Below are 20,165 nucleotides of genomic sequence, written 5' to 3'. Positions count from 1 at the left end.
ATTGAAACGTACCTTCCGAAGACTCTCTGTTTCAAAAAATATTAATGTTGCGTGGATTGCGTCAGCGCTGGAGAATCCAAGTGCTTCTGCTTGGCAATACGGATGGAATGACGCGCTATCGCCATATCCAGGATAATCAGGAACAACCACACCATTACCTGCAGAAGCTAATAAATATGCCCAAGTTTTTTCTGAGAAATTTAATATTGATGGGGCTTTATTGGGCTCCAATATTGTGGCGTGATTTATTTCGATTAAGGGTATATCGATAACATCTTCATTTTTATTCTCGGGTATTAGCACCAAAGCAGAAGCTGCTATCGGATTTCCATTGATGTCTTCTGTCCAGTAATGAATTCGGTAGAAATGAATTTGATTATTTGAGTTGTTTTCGTTTATAAAAGGATTTACAACCCCCTCAGTTACTCGTTCGAATAGTTCTTCGCCTATGAACTCCTCAAATCCAGTTGATTGAAACTCTTCTAGCATAATTGGTGCTACTGAGGTAATACCCATAGGTATTGCCTCAATAAGCTCTCCTCTTTGAGCATCAGTATGACCATAAAAAGGAATATGATCTACTAAATCTAAACTGAATCGATAACTCGGTTCAGATGCACAGCTCATCAATAATATAAACAGCCATCCCAATTTAACCATGGAATCTATATTTGTATTATCAGTTTTGAACATTATTCCCTCTTCTTTAGTATTTTTCCTCTTGAGAAGGAATTTACCTATTTTACACATAACATATTCTATCCCAGATTTATTTTGTTAATCAATCTTTAATTAATCTTTTTGTGGTAAATATAGAGTAATATCCAATATTGATGTTTCACAGTCTATTTTTGCTACTGATATTCGTCAGTAGTCAATCAATCCGAGCAATCCTCCGGTGTATGTACTGACGTTGTGTATGAATAACTCTGGAGGCTTGAAAATGCATAAAAACATTAATCCTGAATATCGGGTATTGCTGAAAAAGCTGTATAAAGTCGGGGATAAATTCTTGAAATATTATGAGCATTGGGTGTGGATGTTCAATAATTATCGCATAAGTGGCCTTGTTGATGGGGACTTCGAGACCCAACTCGAATCATGGATTAATTACATGGGACCGCATAAGGAGGAATGGCAGCTCGACCAGGCCAGAAAAGCTGTGAGTATCTATCGTAGGCATTTTCTTCCCAATGATTTTGAAGGTAAGGGTTCGCATATCCAATCTGAGATGAACTGCAAGCAATCAGAAGTAACGGGAAGGCCTGCAAATCCTGTTAAACAGGACCCGATCATACCGGCGAGGGAGGAAAACAATCATCGTTCATACGATCAGGCAGCTTCCTTCGATGATTGGCTCATACTTGAAACCGAAGCAACCAAGGAACTGCGTTTGCAGCAGAAGTCATACAGCACCGAGAAAGCGTACCTCTACTGGCTGCGCTATCTCAAATATCACACCAAAGAAAAGCCGGTTTCAAAACTGTGTGAGCAGGATGTTCGCGACTTCCTCACATATCTATCTGTGGAAAAAGGAATAGCGGCATCTACTCAGAAACAGGCTTTTAACTCTCTGTTGTTCGTGTACCGGCATATCCTTCATCTCGATATAAACGATCTTCAATCGGTTATCCGGGCGAAAAAGAAGCGCAGATTACCGGTTGTTCTCAGCTTGGAAGAGATTTCAAAACTTGTGGAAAATATGGATCCGCCGTACTCGCTTATGTGCAAAATCATATATGGTGGTGGTCTGCGGTTGAATGAGTGTGTGAATTTGCGCGTCAAGGATGTACAGTTGAATGAATGTGTTCTTACTGTGCGCTCTGGTAAGGGTGATAAGGATCGCCAGACCCTGCTCTCACAATCATTAATTTCAGATCTTGAGAAACATCTCAATGGAATACGGGCGCTATATGACCTTGACCGGAGGGAAAACCGGAACGGAGTGGCATTGCCGGGAGCCTTGGAGCGAAAGTATCCGGATGCGGGCAAAGAATGGGCTTGGTTCTGGCTTTTTCCGGCAAAGAAGCTGTCGGTTGACCCGAGGAGTGAGATTGTCCGACGGCACCATATTTACCCGGGATCCCTTCAGAAGCGTTTTAAAACCGCGTTGGGTGAAAGCTGTATCCCGAAGCAGGCAAGTGTTCACAGCCTGCGGCACAGCTTCGCCACCCACTTAATAGAAAATGGCTACGATATCCGTACAGTTCAGGAACTCCTTGGCCATTCAGATGTGTCAACAACCATGATCTATACCCATGTGGCCACAAAGAATAAGCTTGGTGTGGTAAGCCCCGCGGATCGACTCTAATTGTCAGGCTGCCGAAATCAACATGCCTACCATCAACATATCGCTATCGGACGAAATCCCTTTCCCTGCTGGTGCTGGGATATTTCCAATCACCCTTTTCCGGTCATCCTTTTCCGATCACGTGCTGGGATATTTCCGGTCACCCTTTTCCGGTCCCCCTTTAGCCGTCGCAGCTTTTTCCACTCTACAGATAAAATGCAACAACCGTCATTATTCCAATAAAAACGATCTCGAAGCCGGTGTTAATCATAAACACCTGCTTGTTGGTCTCTCCCCAGAGGACGGATTTGACCGTATTGGCGATGCCGAAGCCAAGATAAACTACTGCAGTAAGGATCAGTGCAACTCCAAGTGAGGGAACATAAACCAGGTTCAGAAAGAGATCCAAAACGTATCCGAAAATAAAAGCGAAAAGCAGAGAGTATGCATAGCCAGAGCCCGCAGTCTTCTGCATATCTTCCATTTTTCTGGAGTCATCGGGGGCAATACCCATACCGACCATCCAGGCTTTTCCGAAGAGCGGTCCGTACCAAAGCATACCAAGCACCATATTTAGAGCGCCGGCAATAAATATCACCCATATATTGACATTCAACATATACACACCTCCTGTAAACATGCAGCACTCGTACTATTCTGAAAGACATTTAATCTACTGCTTGGCATCAATTGTACTGGGAAAATCACGTAAACTAAAGATGGGAATTATCTCCCCATGCAGGCGGTCCGCGGTTCTGGGAGTTTGAAGTCCCCATTCAAGACAGTTAAACAACTCCACCCGTCTTTGTGCAGGTTATTGTTTAACCCTTTGAGATAGTATTTTCGTATACATATCCGTTTTCCAAAATAGCTCCGCATTTTTGGAAAACGGGGCATCGGGCAGGCCCGCCAGCTGTCTTCCGCTGCTTCCCAACTTCAGACATCCTGTCGGCTCCTTCCATGCCGCCTGCGTCGCTAAATCACCATCCCTGGTGATTTGCACTCCCTATTCGGTCGGGCCAGGACCTGCGCTTCAAGTCCCTCCCGGTGTACCCACAAAAAAAAACCCTCCGCGATCCTTCGGATCACAGAGGGTTTTTTGATGGGCGAAGAGGGACTTGAACCCCCGACATCCTGCTTGTAAGGCAGGCGCTCTCCCAGCTGAGCTATTCGCCCGTGCTTATGCCGGCTATCGAAGTGCTGATCTCTGGTTCCTCTGAGCCAGCTGTCTTAGCGACGAGGAAGAACATACCAGAGGCGGGTAAGTATTGTCAACGCTCTTTTACAATTTTTTTGAAGTTTATTACATTGTGTTTGCCCGGGCTCACGTGGTAGTATCCTGAGGAAATTGCGACGATTGTGCCGGATTATTTCAGCCCCCATCTGCTTCCCCCGAATGGGGTTGAGGGCAGCATGTACATATTACTTTTCATCCTGGAGTTGTACAGATTATGAGTTCAGAACATATCAGAAATATCGGAATTATGGCCCATATTGATGCGGGCAAGACAACCACCACAGAGCGAATTCTTTTTTATACGGGAAAGAGTCACCGTATCGGTGAAGTTGACCAGGGTTCTGCCACCATGGACTGGATGGCTCAGGAACAGAACCGGGGTATCACCATCACATCTGCAGCAACGACATGCTTTTGGAAGGATTATCAGATTAATATTATCGATACTCCGGGACATGTGGATTTTACCGCCGAGGTGGAGCGTTCCCTCCGTGTGCTTGACGGTGCTGTGGCGGTGTTTTGCGCTGTGGGTGGTGTTGAGCCCCAGAGTGAGACGGTGTGGCACCAAGCTGACAGCTACGAGGTGCCCCGGATTGCCCATGTAAACAAGATGGATAGGATCGGAGCCGATTTTTATGCGGTGATAGATGAGATGCGCAGCAAGTTCAAATGTAATCCTGTGGCGTTACAGATCCCCATCGGAGCGGAGAATGAGTTTGAGGGTGTTATCGATCTAATCCGCATGAGGGAACTGCATTTTTCCGGACCCGAAGGGCGAACCATCGATGAAAAACCGATCCGGGAATCCATGGCCGGGCAGGCCGCAGAGTATCGGGAAAAGCTCCTGGATGAGCTGAGCCAGCATTCGGATCAGCTTACCGAGCTGTTTCTCGAAGGTGAGGATATTCCAGAGGAGCTGATCCATTCATCGCTGAGAGATCAGACCCTTGCCCAGACGCTCATTCCCGTAACCTGCGGCGCTTCCCTGAGAAACATCGGCGTACAACCCCTCATGGATAATATCATCTCGTATCTGCCCGAGCCCACCGACCTCCCCCCCATACCAGGCCGTCATGTCAAAAAGAACGAGCAGGTATTGGTTGAGCGAAGCAATGATGGAGATCCGCTGGCGCTGATTTTCAAAATTCAATTTGACCCCAATGCCGGGGCAATGTGCTTTTTCCGGGTGTACTCCGGCGAGTTCACATCGGGAAAAGCGGTCTACAATATCAGCAAGGGCAAGCGGGAACGGATCAACAGGATTTATCGAATGCATGCCAATAGTATCGACCAGGTGGACAGCATCAATGCCGGAGATATCGGGGTGATTGTAGGCTTCAAGCTTGCCCAAACCGGTGACACCATCGGCAGCGAGGGGCATCAGATTCTGCTGGAACAGATGCATTTCCCCGAACCGGTAATATCTTCCGCCATTGAACCCCGAACCCTCAGCGACAGAGATAAGCTAAAGAATACCCTGGATCTTCTGGCCCGGGAGGATCCAACATTTTTCTGGAAAGAGGATGATGATACCGGAGAACTGATCATCCGCGGGATGGGTGAATTGCATCTTGAGGTGATGACCACACGGATCAAGGACGATTACAAGGTGGATGCCAAGATGGGGAAACCCCAGGTAACCTATCGGGAGAGCATTACTGCCGAAGTAACACACAGCGAGAGCTTCTCTAAACTTGTAGCCGGTAAGGAACAAACGGCGGGCGTTACCATCCAAGTAAGCCCCGCAGGCCGAGGGGGAGGCAACTCTGTAACATCCATGCTCAGCGATGACTCAATTCCCGGTGAAATGAAAGCCGCTGCCATGCGTGGGCTGGAGACCAGCCTTGGGGGAGGTATCCAGTTCGGTTACCCCTGCATAGATATCAATGTAAAACTGATTGGCATGAATTTCGATCCTGAGACGTCCACTGAATTCGCCTTTGAGGCTGCAGCCAGCATGGCGTTTGACAAGGCCACCGGCGATGCCTCGCCGGTAATGCTCGAGCCGGTGATGAAGATCGATATTATCGCTCCTAAGGAGTTTATCGGAGATGTGGTCTCCAGCATGACTAAACGGGGCGGGATAGTACAAGAAATAGAGAGCCGTGCAAGCGTTGAGCATATTCATGCCCAGGCACCCCTGGAGAAGATGTTCGGATATTCCACCGGCCTTCGTAGCATTACCCAGGGACGGGGTACCTTTGCCATGGAATTCAGCCATTTCCAGCCCCGCAGCTGATATGTAGGCAGATGAACATGCCGGAAGAAAAAAATGCCGGAGGAAGAGGAACATGCCATGGGAGAAACCGGAGCCGACGGGGAAGGTGGCACCAGAGCCCGTATTCTTAACACGTCTATCAGCTTGTTTGCCGACAGGGGGTATGCGGCCGTTTCAATAAGCGAAATTTGTGAAAGCTGCGGCATTACCAAACCCAGCTTATACTACCATTATCAGGGCAAGCAGGGGCTTTTTCAAGCCGCATGTAACCATGCTCGGAAGCTTCTCATGAACGCCCATGGAGATACATTCACCTACCGCGGGGACATTATTTTGGATGTTGAGCGGCTTTTTTCCGCCTTCCACCGTTTCAGTATTGATTTTCCCGAAGCTCACCGCCTGCTATTCGCCCTTCTGTTTTCCGATCCTCACAGCCATGAAAGGAGGCTGGGGGGAGAAACGGCCGAAGCAGTACAAAATGCCATTGACCTGTTTTTCCATTCAGCCGCCGGTGGGCACGGGAACCTCAACAATAAGCTGAGCATCCTGCCGGTGAACTTTTTGGGTACCGTGTGGGCGTTCACCCGGCTGTCGGCCCCGGAAGCCGGAGAGACGGAGCTGCAGCTTGCGGCTAAAACATTTCTGCATGGAGTGTTCTCGTGATCTGCCGCCGGGGCTGTGCCGCATGCTGCATAGCCATTTCCATTTCATCACCAGTTCCCGGTATGCCCCATGGAAAGCCCGCAGGTGTACCCTGCGTCAACCTGAATGAACACCTGGACTGCCGGATTCACGGGTCCTCGGAATATCCTGAAGTTTGCAGGAAGTTCACACCCCGGCGTGATATGTGTGGATCGCATCGGGATCAGGCTCTTACTTTTCTTACCCGTCTTGAACATGATACCAATCCCGGTTCAGGCTGATTTCCTGACTACACTCGTGCCGCCGGGAATCGGGGGAACGGGACTGCTTACCTACCTGTGGCCTAAATTGCTCGGTATGCTGGAAAAGTGATGATTAGCTAAGGCTATTGACCTTACCTACCGTTCGGTATATATTTTTGTTGATGAGGCTGCGACGGGATCCTTATGGATGTGCGCAGTTTTACCGGTCTTTACAGGCCATCGAAAAATAGGAGAGACTATGCAGATGACACAACATGCGCTGGCCCGGCATGAAGGGCTGATTTATCATGTATTTCCCCTGGGGCAGACCGGAGCGGCAAAGAGCAACCGGGAGGCCTTCAGTTCCGCCAGGAGCATCCGGGAATTTGCCGGTTGGATTCCCCATTTGAAAGATATGGGAGTGAATGCCGTGCTGTTTGGTCCCCTCACCCATTCTAACAGCCACGGATATGACACGGTGGACCTTCTTGCTATCGACCCCCGTCTGGGTACACGGGAAGATGTAAAATGGCTCATTGACCGCCTGCACGAATCGGGCATAGCCGTAGTTCTTGATGCGGTGTTTAACCACGTTGGCCGGGACTTTTTCGCCTTTCAGGATCTAAAGCAACACCGGGAAGACTCGCCTTATGTAAACTGGTTCGAGGGGGTAAACTTCGGGGAGGACTCCCCGTTCTCCGACGGATTTTCCTACGCCACATGGGACGGTCATGCCTCGCTTGTGAAGCTCAATGTTCTCAACCCGGAGGTACAGAAATACCTCTGGTCCGCTCTGGAGTTTTGGATTATGGAGTTGGGGATCGATGGCTTACGGATGGATGCGGCGGATGTCATTGCCCCTCAGCTATGGCCGCTACTGAGGAACAGAGCCGATGAAATGTACAAAGCACGTACCGATAATGTGGGAAGGCCTCCCTTCACCCAAGGGGGGTTCTGGATTATGGGTGAAATGGTGTTCGGTAATTATGCCGATATCTGTGCACCGGGACTGCTTGACAGCATTACCAACTATGAGTTGTATAAGGGGCTTCACAGCAGCCACAATGACGGGAATTATTTCGAGCTCGCCTGGACGTTGAAGCGTCAGTTTGGCGAACAGGGCATCTACCGGGATCTTAACCTCTACACCTTCGCCGACAACCACGATGTGAGCCGCATCGCAAGCATCCTGGAGCGCCCGGAACATATCTACCCCCTGCATATTCTTCTGTTCACCGTTCCCGGCCTGCCCTCCCTCTACTACGGCAGCGAAACCGGCGTTCCGGGCCGCAAGGGCAGCGACGATTGGGAACTGCGGCCTTTCCTTGACCACTCAGGCCTTAAGCTCCAGGGAAGTCATGGAGACCTTCTGTATGAGATTACCAGACTGCGGGAGATCAGGGCTCAGGCCCCCGCTCTCAGGGAGGGTGACTACCGGGAATTGTCGGTGGATCACCATGTGTTTGCCTTTTCCCGGGTTCTGACCAATGACGGGGAACGGGGTGTTCAGGACGAATGCATTGCGGCGGTGAACTCGGATGATCAAAGCCGAAGGGTGTCCATACCCGCAGAATTGCTCAATGGAAACCGGTACCGGGACCTTCTCAACGGAGGCGATGAGTTCGGCGTGTTCACCGGCGAAGACGGAAGAAGGGTCCTGGAGCTGGAGGTTCATCCTTCCTGGGGTGTTCTCCTCCAACGAATCGAATAAGCGGATCGAATAATCCCGGAAGACTTCCTCATATTTCTGCCTTCCATATATTGCTGAGTGCCCCGGATTTCTCCGGGGCGTCTCATCAAAATCTCACATTCCCGGATTTTTTATTTGACAGCAGTATGAAACGGGTGGAAGATTTATGTAACACCATGTGACTTTGCACCTGCGGAATGCGGGTCTTGTGCATCTCTATGAGACCTGCTGGTGGGGTACGCCGGCGGGTTGAGTTTTTATCCCTCTTTTCTGGTTCACCCCGCCTTCAGCGGAGTGCAGAAAAGGAAGGGATTATGAGTTTCAGGACCGAAGACATCAGAAATATCGCGGTCGCTGGCCACGGCGGTACGGGGAAGACGACATTTGTTGAGAACCTGCTTTTTGACGGCGGAGCCATAGACAAACCGGAGACAGTGGAGTCGGGAAAATCCGTAAGCGATTTCACCGATGAAGAGATTTCTCACAACATGTCTATCCACACCTCCCTGTCCCATATTTTCTGGAAGGATCATAAAATTAACATTTTGGATACTCCAGGTTCTGCGGATTTTGTAGGTGAAGTCGTTGCAGCCTTCAGAACTGCCGAAAGCGCAGTAATCATGGTCGATGCAGAAAGCGGTGTCCAGATTGAAACCATTAAGCTGTGGAGACGTCTTGAAGCCAGGGATGAACCCAGAATCGTTTTTATTAATAAGATGGATAAGGATCGTGCAGATTTTAACCGCTGCATTGAAGATCTGGAACAGAAGTTCGGCAAGCAATTTGTTCCTGTAACCATTCCCATTGGTAGTGGAAGCGACTATAAAGGGATTATCGATCTTATTCACATGAAAGCATATCTTAGCCCCGGGACCGGAAAAAAATCCAAACCTTCAGATATCCCAGCCGATCTACAGGAAATGGCTGCCGAGTATCATGAGAAGATGGTTGAAGCCGCGGCATTGGGAGATGACGACCTCACAGAGAAGTATCTGGAAGAAATGGATTTAACCGTGGAAGATGCAATCAAAGGACTGACAGAAGACCTGGTGGAAGGCAAAGTCGTCCCGGTATTCTGCGGATCTGCACTTCTTAACAGCGGCATCGCAGCAGTCCTGGATTTTTTGAATATCGCCGCTCCGGCACCCACCGGAATTGATGAAGTGCGATTCGACCTTGAAAAAAAAGAGCATCACACCCCCATCTCCCAGAAAGGGGAATTCAGCGGCTTCTGCTTTAAAACCAGTATCGATCAGTATGCAGGTAAGCTCAGCTTTATTAAGGCGGTTACCGGCTGCCTTTCCCCGGACCAGGAAGTCTACAATATTAGGGAACGAAAGAAGGAACGCATCAGCAAAATTTACATGAGTCTGGGAAAAAAGCTGGATGAAGTGGACAGCTTATGCGCCGGCGATTTGGGCATCATTTCCAAAATACCCACTGCGCACACCAACGATACATTCAGTACTGAAGATCACGAACTGATCTATAAACCCCTCCAGCTGCCCCAGCCGGTTCACAAGGTTGCCATCAGTGCGGGAAGCAAGAAAGATCAGGATAAGCTGGGTGAGCAGCTCCAACGCGCGGCGGAAGAGGACAAGACCATATCTCTGGATTTCGATACAGAAACCAAAGAGACCGTTTTTGCCGGAATGGGAGAGCTTCATCTGAATCTGATTTTCGAAAAAATCAAAACGGCCACCAAAATCGAAGTTATTACCAAAACACCCCGTATAGCCTACCGGGAAACCATTACACGACCGGCGGAAACCGAGTTCACCCACAAGAAGCAGACCGGCGGACATGGTCAGTATGCCAGGGTGAACATGAGGTTTCGTCCCCTGGAACGGGGTGAGGGTTTCGTATTCAAGAACGTGATTCGCGGGGGATCCATCAGCAAGGGGTACATGCCGGGAATTGAAAAAGGTTTGCTAGAGGCAATGGAAGAGGGACCTCTTGCAGGCTATCCCGTGGTGGATCTTGAGGCCGAGGTGTATGACGGAAAGGAGCATCCGGTGGATTCATCGGAAATGGCCTTCAAGATGGCGGCCAAAGGCGCATTGAAGGAGGCCTTTGAGAAGGCGGCTGCGAAACTTCTGGAACCATTCGTGGAACTGCATGTGTTCGTGGAAGATCAGTATATGGGAGATGTGCTCAGCGATCTCAGCTCCAAACGTGGACGGGTCCATGCTCAGAATGATCTGGGGGGAGGAATTATGGAGATAGTTGCCGAAGTACCCCAGGGGGAACTGATGCGCTATTCCATAGACCTGCGATCCATTACCAGCGGAACCGGAGGTTTCGAACTGGAGTTCTCACATTATGAACCGGTTACCGGTAAAATTGCAGAGAATATTATTGCTGAGGCTAAGGCCCTCAGTGAAGAAGAAGTTTAAGCGGCAGCTTTTACGTGCAACGCCCCCGAGGCCACGGCCTCAGGGGGCGTTTTTATCGCATGCAGTTATCTGCTCTTCACTTCTATGGTTGATTTTTCACCTACGCTCGCTTACCCAGCATTTACTCACGTTCGCCCATGGGAATAAACGGGCGTGCGCCCAGCACATTTTTATATGCCGGCCGGTAGATTCTGCTTCCCAAAGAAAGTTCCTCCAGCCGGTGGGCGCACCACCCTGCTATCCGGCTTACGGCGAAAATGGGAGTGAACAGCTCCTCGGGAATGCCGAGCATGCTGTACACAAAGCCTGAGTAGAAATCCACGTTGGGACTGATCACCTTCTCGTTATGTTTAACCTCCGCAAATGCTTTGGGGCTCAATTCCTGAATCAGCTCATAGAGGCCGTACTCTTCCTGTATTCTCCCACCCACATTTTCCGCAAGGCTTTTCGCCTTTTCTTTGAGCAGCACGGCGCGGGGATCACTTGCAGTGTAGATGGCGTGTCCCATTCCGTAGATTAAACCGGAACCGTCATGGGCTTTGCCTTGAAGGATCTTTTTCAGATAGCCCAGCACCTCTTTCCGGTTGGACCAGTCCTGGACGTTGTCTTTGATGTTGTTCATCATCTCACGCACCCGGTTGCTTGCTCCCCCGTGCCGGGATCCTTTCAGACTCCCCACAGCTGCTGCAATTGCCGAGTAAGTGTCGGTATAGGCCGATGTGACCACATGTACGGTGAACGCCGAATTGTTCCCCCCTCCGTGTTCGGCATGGAGCACCAAGGCAAGATCCAGAAGCTCCGCCTCAAGGTGGGTGTATTCGCCGGTTGGTCGGATCATATGGAGAAAATTTTGGGCGGTGGAAAATCCCGGGTTCTGAGCATGAATAATCAGACTTTCATTGTCGTAGAAGCGTCGCTTGGCCTGGTAGCTGTATGCCACCATTGCGGGAAATCGGGCAATCAGCTCGATACTCTGTCGAAGTACGTTGCGGATACTGTTTTCTTCCGGGTTGTCGTCGTAGCTGTAGGTGCCCAGGGTTGCCATTCCCAGTTTGTTCATAATATCGGGACTGGGGCTTCGAAGAATGATATCCTCCCAATAGCCCGGGGGCATGGTTCTGCGCCCTCCTATCAGTTTGATAAAGTCTTCGTGTTCTGTCCTGGAGGGAAGGCGGCCGAAAAGCAGCAGATAGATCACTTCCTCAAAACCGAAACGTCCCTCGCTTTGAAAGTTGTTAACAATGTCTTTAATGTTGATGCCCCGGTACCGGAGCCGTCCTTCCACGGGAATCTTTTCGTTTTCATCCAAAATGTAGCCGTGGACGTCACCGATTTCAGTCAGACCCACAAGCACCCCGGTACCGTCTTCATTCCGGAGTCCCCTCTTCACGCTATATTTTTGATACTCAGATGCATCAATCACCTGGGGGGTCTCGATGAGTACCGCATGGTCATCGAGAAATTGGGCTTCATTCATATTGAGATTCCTTCATTTTGGGATATTTATAAGTATACCACAGGGATTATTGCATGTATATACAGGTCGTTTTGCTCAAAATGTACGGCGGTAAAACAGTTCTCTGATAATATGCTTCTTGTTCAGCCCTTTTTGTTCAAATGCCGTTGAAGGCCGCCACTGAAGAGCATCTGCATAGCCGCCGTACTGGTTTTCCAGACCCGGGTGGGCGTCCAGATGCTCCTTCATCCAACGGGCATAATCTTCCCAGTCGGTCACCATATAGATGTATCCGTCCAGTTTCACCCGAGGTACCAGGAGCTTGAGAAAATCCTGCTGAATCAGCCGCCGTTTGAAATGGCGCTTTTTCGGCCATGGATCGGGGAAGAAAATATGTACACCGGAAAAGCTCTCCGGGGGAATCATATATTTCAGCACTTCCACCGCATCATGCTCAATTAGTTTCAGGTTGTTCAGCCCCAGGCTTTCGATCTTTGAAAGTACCGAGGCCACACCCGGTACGTGAACTTCGATTCCCAGATAATTAGTTCCAGGGTTGTTTATAGCCAGTTCAAGGGTGGCATGCCCCATGCCGAAGCCGATCTCCAGCACCACCTCGCCGGGGTGGGGAAACAGCCGTGCGGGATCGGTCTGTTCAGGTCTGAAAGAGATGCCGTGTACCGGCATGAGCCGCCGGTACGCATCTTCCCGCGTATCGCTCATGCGTCCTTTCCGGCGGACAAAGCTTCGTACCTGACGTCTACCGCCGCCGTCGTATACCGGCTGATGTTTTGAACTCATCTGAAATTACTCCGTATCATACCCGGTCATAATATGTTCCCGGATGTAGGACTGTACCTCATCCAACCGCTTCATTTCCCGCATAGATTTGGCCATTCCTTCACATTTTTCCGCACTAAGCCCGGCAACCCCTTCTTTCAGTTTCAGAATCCGTTTCGGATCAACGGAAAATTTCCGGATACCCGAACCGATAAAGAATGGTAGCAGGGCCGGATCGCTGCCAGCCTCACCGCATACCGAGAGGCTGGAGATTTTGTCTCCCACAGAATCACTGATACGCTGGATCACCCGGAGCACCGCAGGGTGGTAGGGTTTATACATCTGTTCCACCCGTTCATTGGTACGGTCAACCGCCAGAAGATACATTATCAGGTCGTTGGTTCCGATGGAGAGAAAATCGCTGATTTCCGCCAGGTCCCCGGCGATTTCCGCAGCGGCGGGAAGCTCAATCATCGCGCCCAGACGAGGGTCTTCGCAGAAATCCATCTTGTCCTTTTTCAGATCTTCCATGGAGCGGTATACCAGGTCCCTGGCTGCCAGATACTCTTCCACGCTGCTGATCATGGGAAACATAATTCCCACATTGTGGCCACAGCCCGCGCGGAGAATCGCACGGATCTGTTCGCTAAAAATGTCCTCGTTTCCCAGGGAAAACCGGATGCCCCGGTATCCCAGAAAGGGGTTGGCCTCCCGGTGCTCGGGATTGTAGCCGATAAGCTTATCTCCGCCCACATCGAGGGTCCGGAAGAGCACCGGTTTGTTTCCCATGGGCTCAAGCACCCTGCGGTAAATGCCCGTCTGTTCCTCTTCCGATGGAAAATCGTTTCGCACCAGGAAGGGGAATTCGCTGCGGTAGAGTCCGATCCCCTCGGCTTTCTGCTCAACCGCATACTTCACATCCTGTACCAGGTTTACATTTGCGTGTATTTCCACAGAAACATGGTCGATGGTCTTGCTCCGTTCAGGAATGTCGATGCGGACTGCAGGTTCTGGGAGTTCATCAGCTTTCAGCTGACGAAACTCATCCAGGGCGGCCTGCCGGGGGTTCACAAAGAGCTTGCCCCCTTCCACATCAATCACCAAAGGAACTTCATCCTCCAGCTCCAGAATGCCAAGTTCTTTTACGAAAATGGCCGGTAAATTCAGGCTTCGGGCAAGAAGGGCTACATGAGCGGTTTCACCGCCTCCGAGCATTACCAGTCCTTCCGCTTTCTCGGCGGCAAATTTTACCACCTCCGACGGAAAAATATCTGCTGCCACAATAATCTGGCCGGAAAAATCCCGGCGAATATGGTGCCCCTGGTAATTGAGGTTTCGCACCAGTCTATGTCCCAGATCCAAGACATCCTGGGTCTTCTCCTGTACCCTCGGATTGGACTGGGAGGCGAACAATTCAACATAATCGTTCACCACATTCTGAATTGCCTCTTCCGAGCTTCCCCCCTCTTCGATCTGGGTCTGCATCGCTCCGGAAAAGTTTTCATCCCTGAGCATGAGCATGTGGGCGGAAAAAATAATATCTGCGACCTCAGCAATGGAATCCCCCAGGCTTCGCTGGATATCTTCAAGCTGTTCCTTGGTGGCGCTGAGGCTCATTGCAAAGCGAGTGAGCTCTCCGGTAACGGCTTCCCGATCTTGTTCCCCGTTTTCCTGACTTTGCCGGCTCTCCCCGTCTTCATGTTTCAGCTGGTTTTCCCCGGACAACAAGACATCATCAATCTGAAGACTTCCTTCCGGGGCCTTCATCTTCCGGAAACTCTGGGCCTTACGTCTCAGAACAAAGCTCTCCCCAATGCATAAACCACTTCCTGCACCCACCCCTTGAATGACAGGCGGCAGTTTTACCGTATCCTGCAGCCCGCGCTCCTGATAAAGCTCCATGAGCACTTCGGCATTTTCAAGAACGGAAGCGAGCTGAGAGGCAATGGCCCTGAGAGCACGTGTATCCTGGCGTGTGAAATAGTTGGGTTCTTTATGCTGAAGGGTAATTACCCCGATCTTATTCACCCCTCTTCGGATGGGAACTGCCAGAAAAGCTTCATAGTTCTCTTCCGCACTTCCGGGCACAGCCTTGAAAAACGGGCTCTGGCTGGCCTTGCCCTCCCGGATGGGCCGGATTTCCTTATAGGATATGCCGGTAATACCTTCACCGATGGAAAGCTCAAGGGAATCGATCAACTCGCTGTTCAGCCCCTTGGTGGCCCGGAGAACCAGGCTGTCCTTATGGCTGTCGTAGAGATACACCGAACACACATCACTTCGCATATGCTGGGAGACCATCTCCACCACATCCACAAGAAATTCCTGAATGGAGCCTTTCTTTTCGAAAATTGCCGTGAGTTCGGCCATATTGCAGAGAAGATCAAAACTTCTGTCATCTCTGGATTTTGATGTTTTGCTTGATTTCTGTATCATTAAGTTCGCACCATTCGTTCTCGTAATCGTATCAGCGGATATATGCCGCCTGACATCTCCCCCTGTTTCATCCTCACCTAATTCATAATCATAGAGGAAAAACGTCAATTTGAGTAGTCGCTGTTACAGTTTGACCTGCTCCTGTTGATCTGATCCTTTTCCCGCGCCCGGCTTGGGGCATTTTTTGCGCCGCGCCTCCCCGGCTTCGGGCATTTTTTGGCACCCCCCCCCGGCTTCGGGCATGTTTCTCCGACCACGGCCCGGGTCAGGAGCCGTTTGGTCAGCCGGCTATTGTGGACAGACGATCCCGCAGGTACTCGCTTTTTTCCTTCAGGCCAACCTTGCTGGTATCAACCAGAAGAACTTCCGGGCGCTTGGGATCGATTTTCACCGCTCCACCGCTGGTACGGATCAGCTCCATAATTTTATTGATATTCAGCTTGGCCACTTTGGCAAAATGTACCTCCGCAGTCCCTTTCCGTTCTCTCAGCATGGAAATATTCAGATCCCGGCACAGCACCCTGATCTCCGCCAGACTGAGCAGGCTGGCAACCTCCTCGGGGATGGGGCCGAAACGATCTGCGATTTCCGAGTGCACGGCATCAAGCAGCTCCTGGGTGTTCACCGCGGCAATTCGCTTGTACACCTCCATCTTTTCCATAGTGTCGGAAATATAACTGTCTGGGATGAACCCCGTGTACTCCATCTCCAGATACACCTCCTGAAGATCCTCTTCCCCCAGATCGCTGAGCCGTCGGATTGCCTGATCCAAAAGCTTCAGATACAGGTCAAACCCGATGCTGTAGATATCGCCGCTCTGTTGACTCCCCAGCAGATTTCCCGCACCCCGGACTTCCAAATCCTTCATGGCAATCTTGAACCCCGAGCCCAGCTCCGTATGATCGCTGATGATCTGAAGGCGCTTCATGGCCAACTCGCTCAATGCCCTCTGATCTGGATACAGCAGGTACGCATATGCCAAACGGCCGCTTCTCCCCACCCGGCCCCGAAGCTGATACAGCTGGCTGATGCCGTACATATCCGCCCGATCAATAATGATGGTGTTTACATTCGGAATATTAATACCGTTTTCGATAATGGTGGTGGCTACCAGCACCTGAAAACCTCCGTGAACAAAGCGATGCATAATATCCTCAAGCTCGTGTGGGCTCATCTGTCCGTGAGCTACGTCAACCATTACCTCGGGAACCGCGTTTTGGAGGAAAAGCTGGACGTTTTCCAGGGTCTCAACCCGATTATGCAGATAAAATACCTGTCCGCCACGCTCCACCTCTTTTCGGATCGCTTTGGCTACCAGCTCCTCGTTAAAAGCCTCAACATGAGTCTCAATGGGTCTTCGGTTATAGGGGGCAGTTTTCAACAGGCTCATATCCCGGATTTTCAGCAGACTCATATGCAGGGTACGGGGAATAGGTGTTGCAGACATGGTGAGGCAGTCGATGCTTGCCTTCAGCTCCTTCAATCGCTCCTTATCCTTCACCCCGAACCGCTGCTCTTCATCGATCACCAACAGACCCAGATTCTTGAAATTCATGTCTTTCTGAATAATTCTGTGGGTCCCCACCACCATATCGATTTCACCGGAGGATAGTCCCTCCAAGGTTTGGCGCTGGTCTTTCCGGCCTACGAGACGGCTCATCATCCGGATTTTAATGGGAAACTCGGACGACCGCTCCAGAAGGCTTTCATAATGCTGTTCCGCCAGAATAGTGGTTGGGGCAAGAAATGCCACCTGCCGTCCGGAGCTCACCGCTTTAAAGGCCGCCCGCATGGCAATCTCGGTTTTCCCGTAGCCCACATCACCGCATACCAGCCGATCCATGGGTACGGGCCGTTCCATATCCGCCTTCACCTCATCTATACAGCGGACCTGATCCTCCGTCTCTTCGAAGGGAAAAGCGGCCTCGAACTCAATCTGCCACTCGTTATCCGGTGGGAATGCATAGCCAGACGCTTTTTTCCGACGGCTGTAGAGGGTGAGAAGCCTCTCGGCAAGGTCCTCCACATGTTTGGATACCTTGGATTTTCGCTTCTCCCAGCTCTTGCCCCCTATGGTATCCAGCTTGGGATCCGATCCCTGACTGCCGATATAGCGCTGAATCAGGTTTACCTGTTCAATGGGAACGAAAATATACTCTTCCTTGGCATATTCAAGTTTGATATAGTCCCGTTCGTTACCCCCTGCAATGATGCGCTGAATGCCCCGGAAGCGTCCGATACCATGGTTCACATGAACCACATGATCACCTTCATCCAACTCCACAAAGCTGTCGATGGCTTCGCTCTTCACCTTCTTCACAGATTTGGGAACCCGGCGTTTTCGGCCGAACACCTCATTTTCGTGAATCACCATCACCGAAAGATCCTGAATACTGAACCCCGATGAAATGCTTTCGGCCAGAATGGTGATGTTGTAATCCTTCAGAAGATGCTCAAGGCGTGAACGCTGCACGTCCGAGTCGGCCAGGAGGTAGATGCTGTAGCCCGCCTGGAGCATATTCTCCAGCTCCTCCTTGAAAAAACTGATGTTGCCGAAGTAGCTTCGTGCTCCTGCGGAGTCAAACTGGATTTGAGATGCTGCGGGCCCCAATTCAGCACGGCGGCTCCGGTCTATGGGGGCCACCTCCTGAAGGAGGGGATTTTCCTCATCGCTTCCCACATCGCTGCTTACATGCTTCTCCGGCTGGGCTGATTTGAGCAGAGGCATGCGTACCGGCCGTTGAATGGCATTTTCCAGGGTTTCAAGTTCAAACAACAGCCGCTCAGGCCTGGGCAGGGGTTCGCTGTGTCTCAGCTTGCGGTACATTCCCCCGTATTCCCGGTGAAGACTTTCCTCTGCGCTGTAGCAGCGTTCATACTCGGCTATGAACCCGATACTTTTTTCCCCCATATAATCCAGAATGCTCGCCTGTTCATCTTCCGGAAACGCCAGGGGGAAAAAACGCTCATGTCCTTCCTTCCGGGGAATAATCCACTGATCGATTATCTCATCCCTCTGGTGCCTCAGCTCAGGTAATTGCTCAAGCCGCGTACTCAGCACCCCAATGCGCTCCTCATCCCAGATAATCTCGCTGCTGGGGCGTATGGAAATCTGCGTCATTTCATCTATTGAGCTCTGGCTTCCCGCATCAAAACGCCGGATCTGTTCAATTTCATCCCATCCGAACACAATCCGTACCGGGTTATCATCTCCGGCCATGTACACATCGCACACCTCCCCTCTCAGGGCGAACTCACCGGGGACCGAAACCCTCTGCACCCTCATATAGCCCAGCTTTTCCAGGGCCCGGGCGAACTCACCGGGATCGAAGCTCATCCCCCGGGAAATCTCAATATAGCCCGCCCTCAAATACGCAGGGGGAGGAAGGGGCGACAGGAAACTGCGAAGTCCGCAAAACACCACATCTATGCTGCCATCAAGAATTCCGTCCAGAACCCTGAGTCTCCTGCCGAACATGGGAGAATTGGCGGGAACGCTGCGGTAAGGTACCGTGCCCCACCATGGAAGAATGGCAGTATTCAACCCGAAACGCTCTAGATCATCGGAAAGGGTTTCAGCTTCCTTTTCCGTGGGCAGCACAATCAGAAGAGGTGCATTCAGCCGTTCCCGTGCTTTAGCAAATATCATGCTCAGAAGACCGCCGTGTACCCCATACAGATGGAGGGGGTACAAATTCTTCTGCATGGCCGCAAAAAGTTCCTTATACGGCCGGTATCCCTTTAACAGGGGTGAAAAACTGGAATACAATAATGATTTCATCAATCCATCCGATAATGGTAGTAGTTTATATAGGGGAATATCATGCTGATAAAACAGATTTCGCGCTTCGTACTTGTGGCCATAGCCTTTGCCGTAAGCTCATCCCTCTGGGCAGCCAATGGCGTTGAGCTGAACATTCGGCTGTATAATCAACACATATACTTTCCCGAAGATCCTATAGAAATCCGGGTCACCATCCGCAACAACGGCAGCGACGCCTACCGCTTCAGACTCGCAGATGATCGGCTTCACAATATCGATTTTGATGTCCGGGATATGGACAACATGAACACTCCGCCAAGCGATAATTTTATCAGAGTGAACGCCGGGGCGCAAAGGGTATTTTACCGGGATATTGACCTGCTCCCCGGGGAAGAATTTTCATTCATCGAAACCCTGAACGACTATCGCAGTATCTCCCACGGAATCTACATGGTACGGGCACTCTTTTATCCTGAACTACGGGGCGGCAGCAGCACACAACATACTATTCGCTCCAACAGTCTCACCCTCTCTGTACGGGAAGGTTTCCGAAGAGAAGAAGCGGGAATGATCCGAGTTGAGGAAGCGGTGGAGGAAGAACTTCAGACCGCAGCTCTTGCCCCGGATGAAGTGGTGGCATATACCCTTGAAGCGCGAATGCACTCACGAAAAGATCAATTTCTTCAGTATCTGGATATTGAACGTCTGTACACCGATGAAGCCCGAAGAGAACGGGAATATACCCGCATGTCTGCCTTCGAGAGGCGAAATGTCCTCCAGGAATACCGGGATGAACTCTGGAACGCTCAAACCGGTGAAGGCATCAGCCTGATCCCCATGAATTATGAGATTCTGCAGACCAGCTACAATCCCAACCGGGGCAGCGTCACCGTTGAACAACGTTATGATCAGGGGGAATATATAGAAATCAAAAGATTCACCTATGAACTCGAACGTCGGGACGGAATTTGGTATATTGTACGGTATCAGGTTATAAATTTGGGAACAGAATAAT

13 protein-coding genes and 1 tRNA gene are annotated in these 20,165 nt (G+C 50.6%); 7 read left to right on the top strand and 7 right to left on the bottom strand.

What is annotated here, in order from left to right; all coding sequences use genetic code 11:
* Positions 1–693: hypothetical protein (locus AC52PS_RS07855; protein WP_495562500.1), on the bottom strand; the 693-nt coding region annotated here is incomplete at its 3' end.
* A 250-nt stretch (positions 694–943) separates the two neighbouring features.
* Between AC52PS_RS07855 and AC52PS_RS07850 the strand changes: the two genes are divergently transcribed.
* The gene (locus tag AC52PS_RS07850; protein ID WP_495562499.1) at positions 944–2,311 is read left to right on the top strand and encodes an integron integrase; all 1,368 of its coding nucleotides are present in this window, start codon (positions 944–946) and stop codon (positions 2,309–2,311) included.
* Between the two features lie 184 nt (positions 2,312–2,495).
* Here the strand turns inward: AC52PS_RS07850 and AC52PS_RS07845 are convergent, their stop codons facing one another.
* Positions 2,496–2,909 (bottom strand): DUF1761 domain-containing protein, encoded by a 414-nt coding sequence (locus AC52PS_RS07845; protein ID WP_495562498.1) that lies wholly within the window; start codon positions 2,907–2,909, stop codon positions 2,496–2,498.
* 484 nt (positions 2,910–3,393) lie between these two features.
* Positions 3,394–3,466 (bottom strand) — tRNA-Val (locus AC52PS_RS07840).
* 275 nt (positions 3,467–3,741) lie between these two features.
* Between AC52PS_RS07840 and fusA (AC52PS_RS07835) the strand changes: the two genes are divergently transcribed.
* From fusA (AC52PS_RS07835) to fusA (AC52PS_RS07815), 5 genes are all read left to right on the top strand, one after another.
* Positions 3,742–5,766 (top strand): elongation factor G, encoded by a 2,025-nt coding sequence (fusA, locus tag AC52PS_RS07835; protein WP_495562497.1) that lies wholly within the window; start codon positions 3,742–3,744, stop codon positions 5,764–5,766.
* A 33-nt stretch (positions 5,767–5,799) separates the two neighbouring features.
* Entirely contained in the window at positions 5,800–6,408 is a 609-nt protein-coding gene (locus tag AC52PS_RS07830; protein ID WP_495562496.1) for a TetR/AcrR family transcriptional regulator, read from the top strand.
* On the top strand, positions 6,405–6,668 hold the full coding sequence (locus tag AC52PS_RS07825) for a YkgJ family cysteine cluster protein (protein WP_495562495.1): 264 nt from the start codon (positions 6,405–6,407) through the stop codon (positions 6,666–6,668). Before AC52PS_RS07830 ends, AC52PS_RS07825 begins: the two co-directional genes overlap by 4 nt.
* Before the next feature lie 220 nt (positions 6,669–6,888).
* Complete coding sequence (locus AC52PS_RS07820; RefSeq protein ID WP_495562494.1) at positions 6,889–8,340, top strand: alpha-amylase family glycosyl hydrolase; 1,452 nt, start codon at positions 6,889–6,891, stop codon at positions 8,338–8,340.
* Between the two features lie 293 nt (positions 8,341–8,633).
* Entirely contained in the window at positions 8,634–10,715 is a 2,082-nt protein-coding gene (gene fusA / locus AC52PS_RS07815; protein ID WP_495562493.1) for an elongation factor G, read from the top strand.
* A 121-nt stretch (positions 10,716–10,836) separates the two neighbouring features.
* Here the strand turns inward: fusA (AC52PS_RS07815) and AC52PS_RS07810 are convergent, their stop codons facing one another.
* The 4 genes from AC52PS_RS07810 to mfd form a co-directional block, all read right to left on the bottom strand.
* The gene (locus tag AC52PS_RS07810) at positions 10,837–12,192 is read right to left on the bottom strand and encodes a citrate synthase (RefSeq protein ID WP_495562492.1); all 1,356 of its coding nucleotides are present in this window, start codon (positions 12,190–12,192) and stop codon (positions 10,837–10,839) included.
* Positions 12,193–12,267: 75 nt separating this feature from the next.
* Entirely contained in the window at positions 12,268–12,972 is a 705-nt protein-coding gene (gene trmB, locus AC52PS_RS07805) for a tRNA (guanosine(46)-N7)-methyltransferase TrmB (protein WP_495562491.1), read from the bottom strand.
* A gap of 6 nt (positions 12,973–12,978) precedes the next feature.
* Positions 12,979–15,387: a phosphoenolpyruvate--protein phosphotransferase gene (gene ptsP / locus AC52PS_RS07800; protein ID WP_495562490.1), complete on the bottom strand. Its 2,409-nt coding sequence runs from the start codon at positions 15,385–15,387 to the stop codon at positions 12,979–12,981.
* A gap of 280 nt (positions 15,388–15,667) precedes the next feature.
* Positions 15,668–19,168, bottom strand: coding sequence for a transcription-repair coupling factor (gene mfd, locus AC52PS_RS07795; protein WP_495562489.1), 3,501 nt, complete (start codon positions 19,166–19,168; stop codon positions 15,668–15,670).
* 42 nt (positions 19,169–19,210) lie between these two features.
* Between mfd and AC52PS_RS07790 the strand changes: the two genes are divergently transcribed.
* Positions 19,211–20,164 (top strand): hypothetical protein, encoded by a 954-nt coding sequence (locus AC52PS_RS07790; RefSeq protein ID WP_495562488.1) that lies wholly within the window; start codon positions 19,211–19,213, stop codon positions 20,162–20,164.
* The last annotated feature ends 1 nt before the right edge of the window (position 20,165 follow it).

The sequence above is a fragment of the Salinispira sp. genome (assembly GCF_059431795.1).
This window is presented reverse-complemented; position numbering and strand designations above follow the sequence as displayed.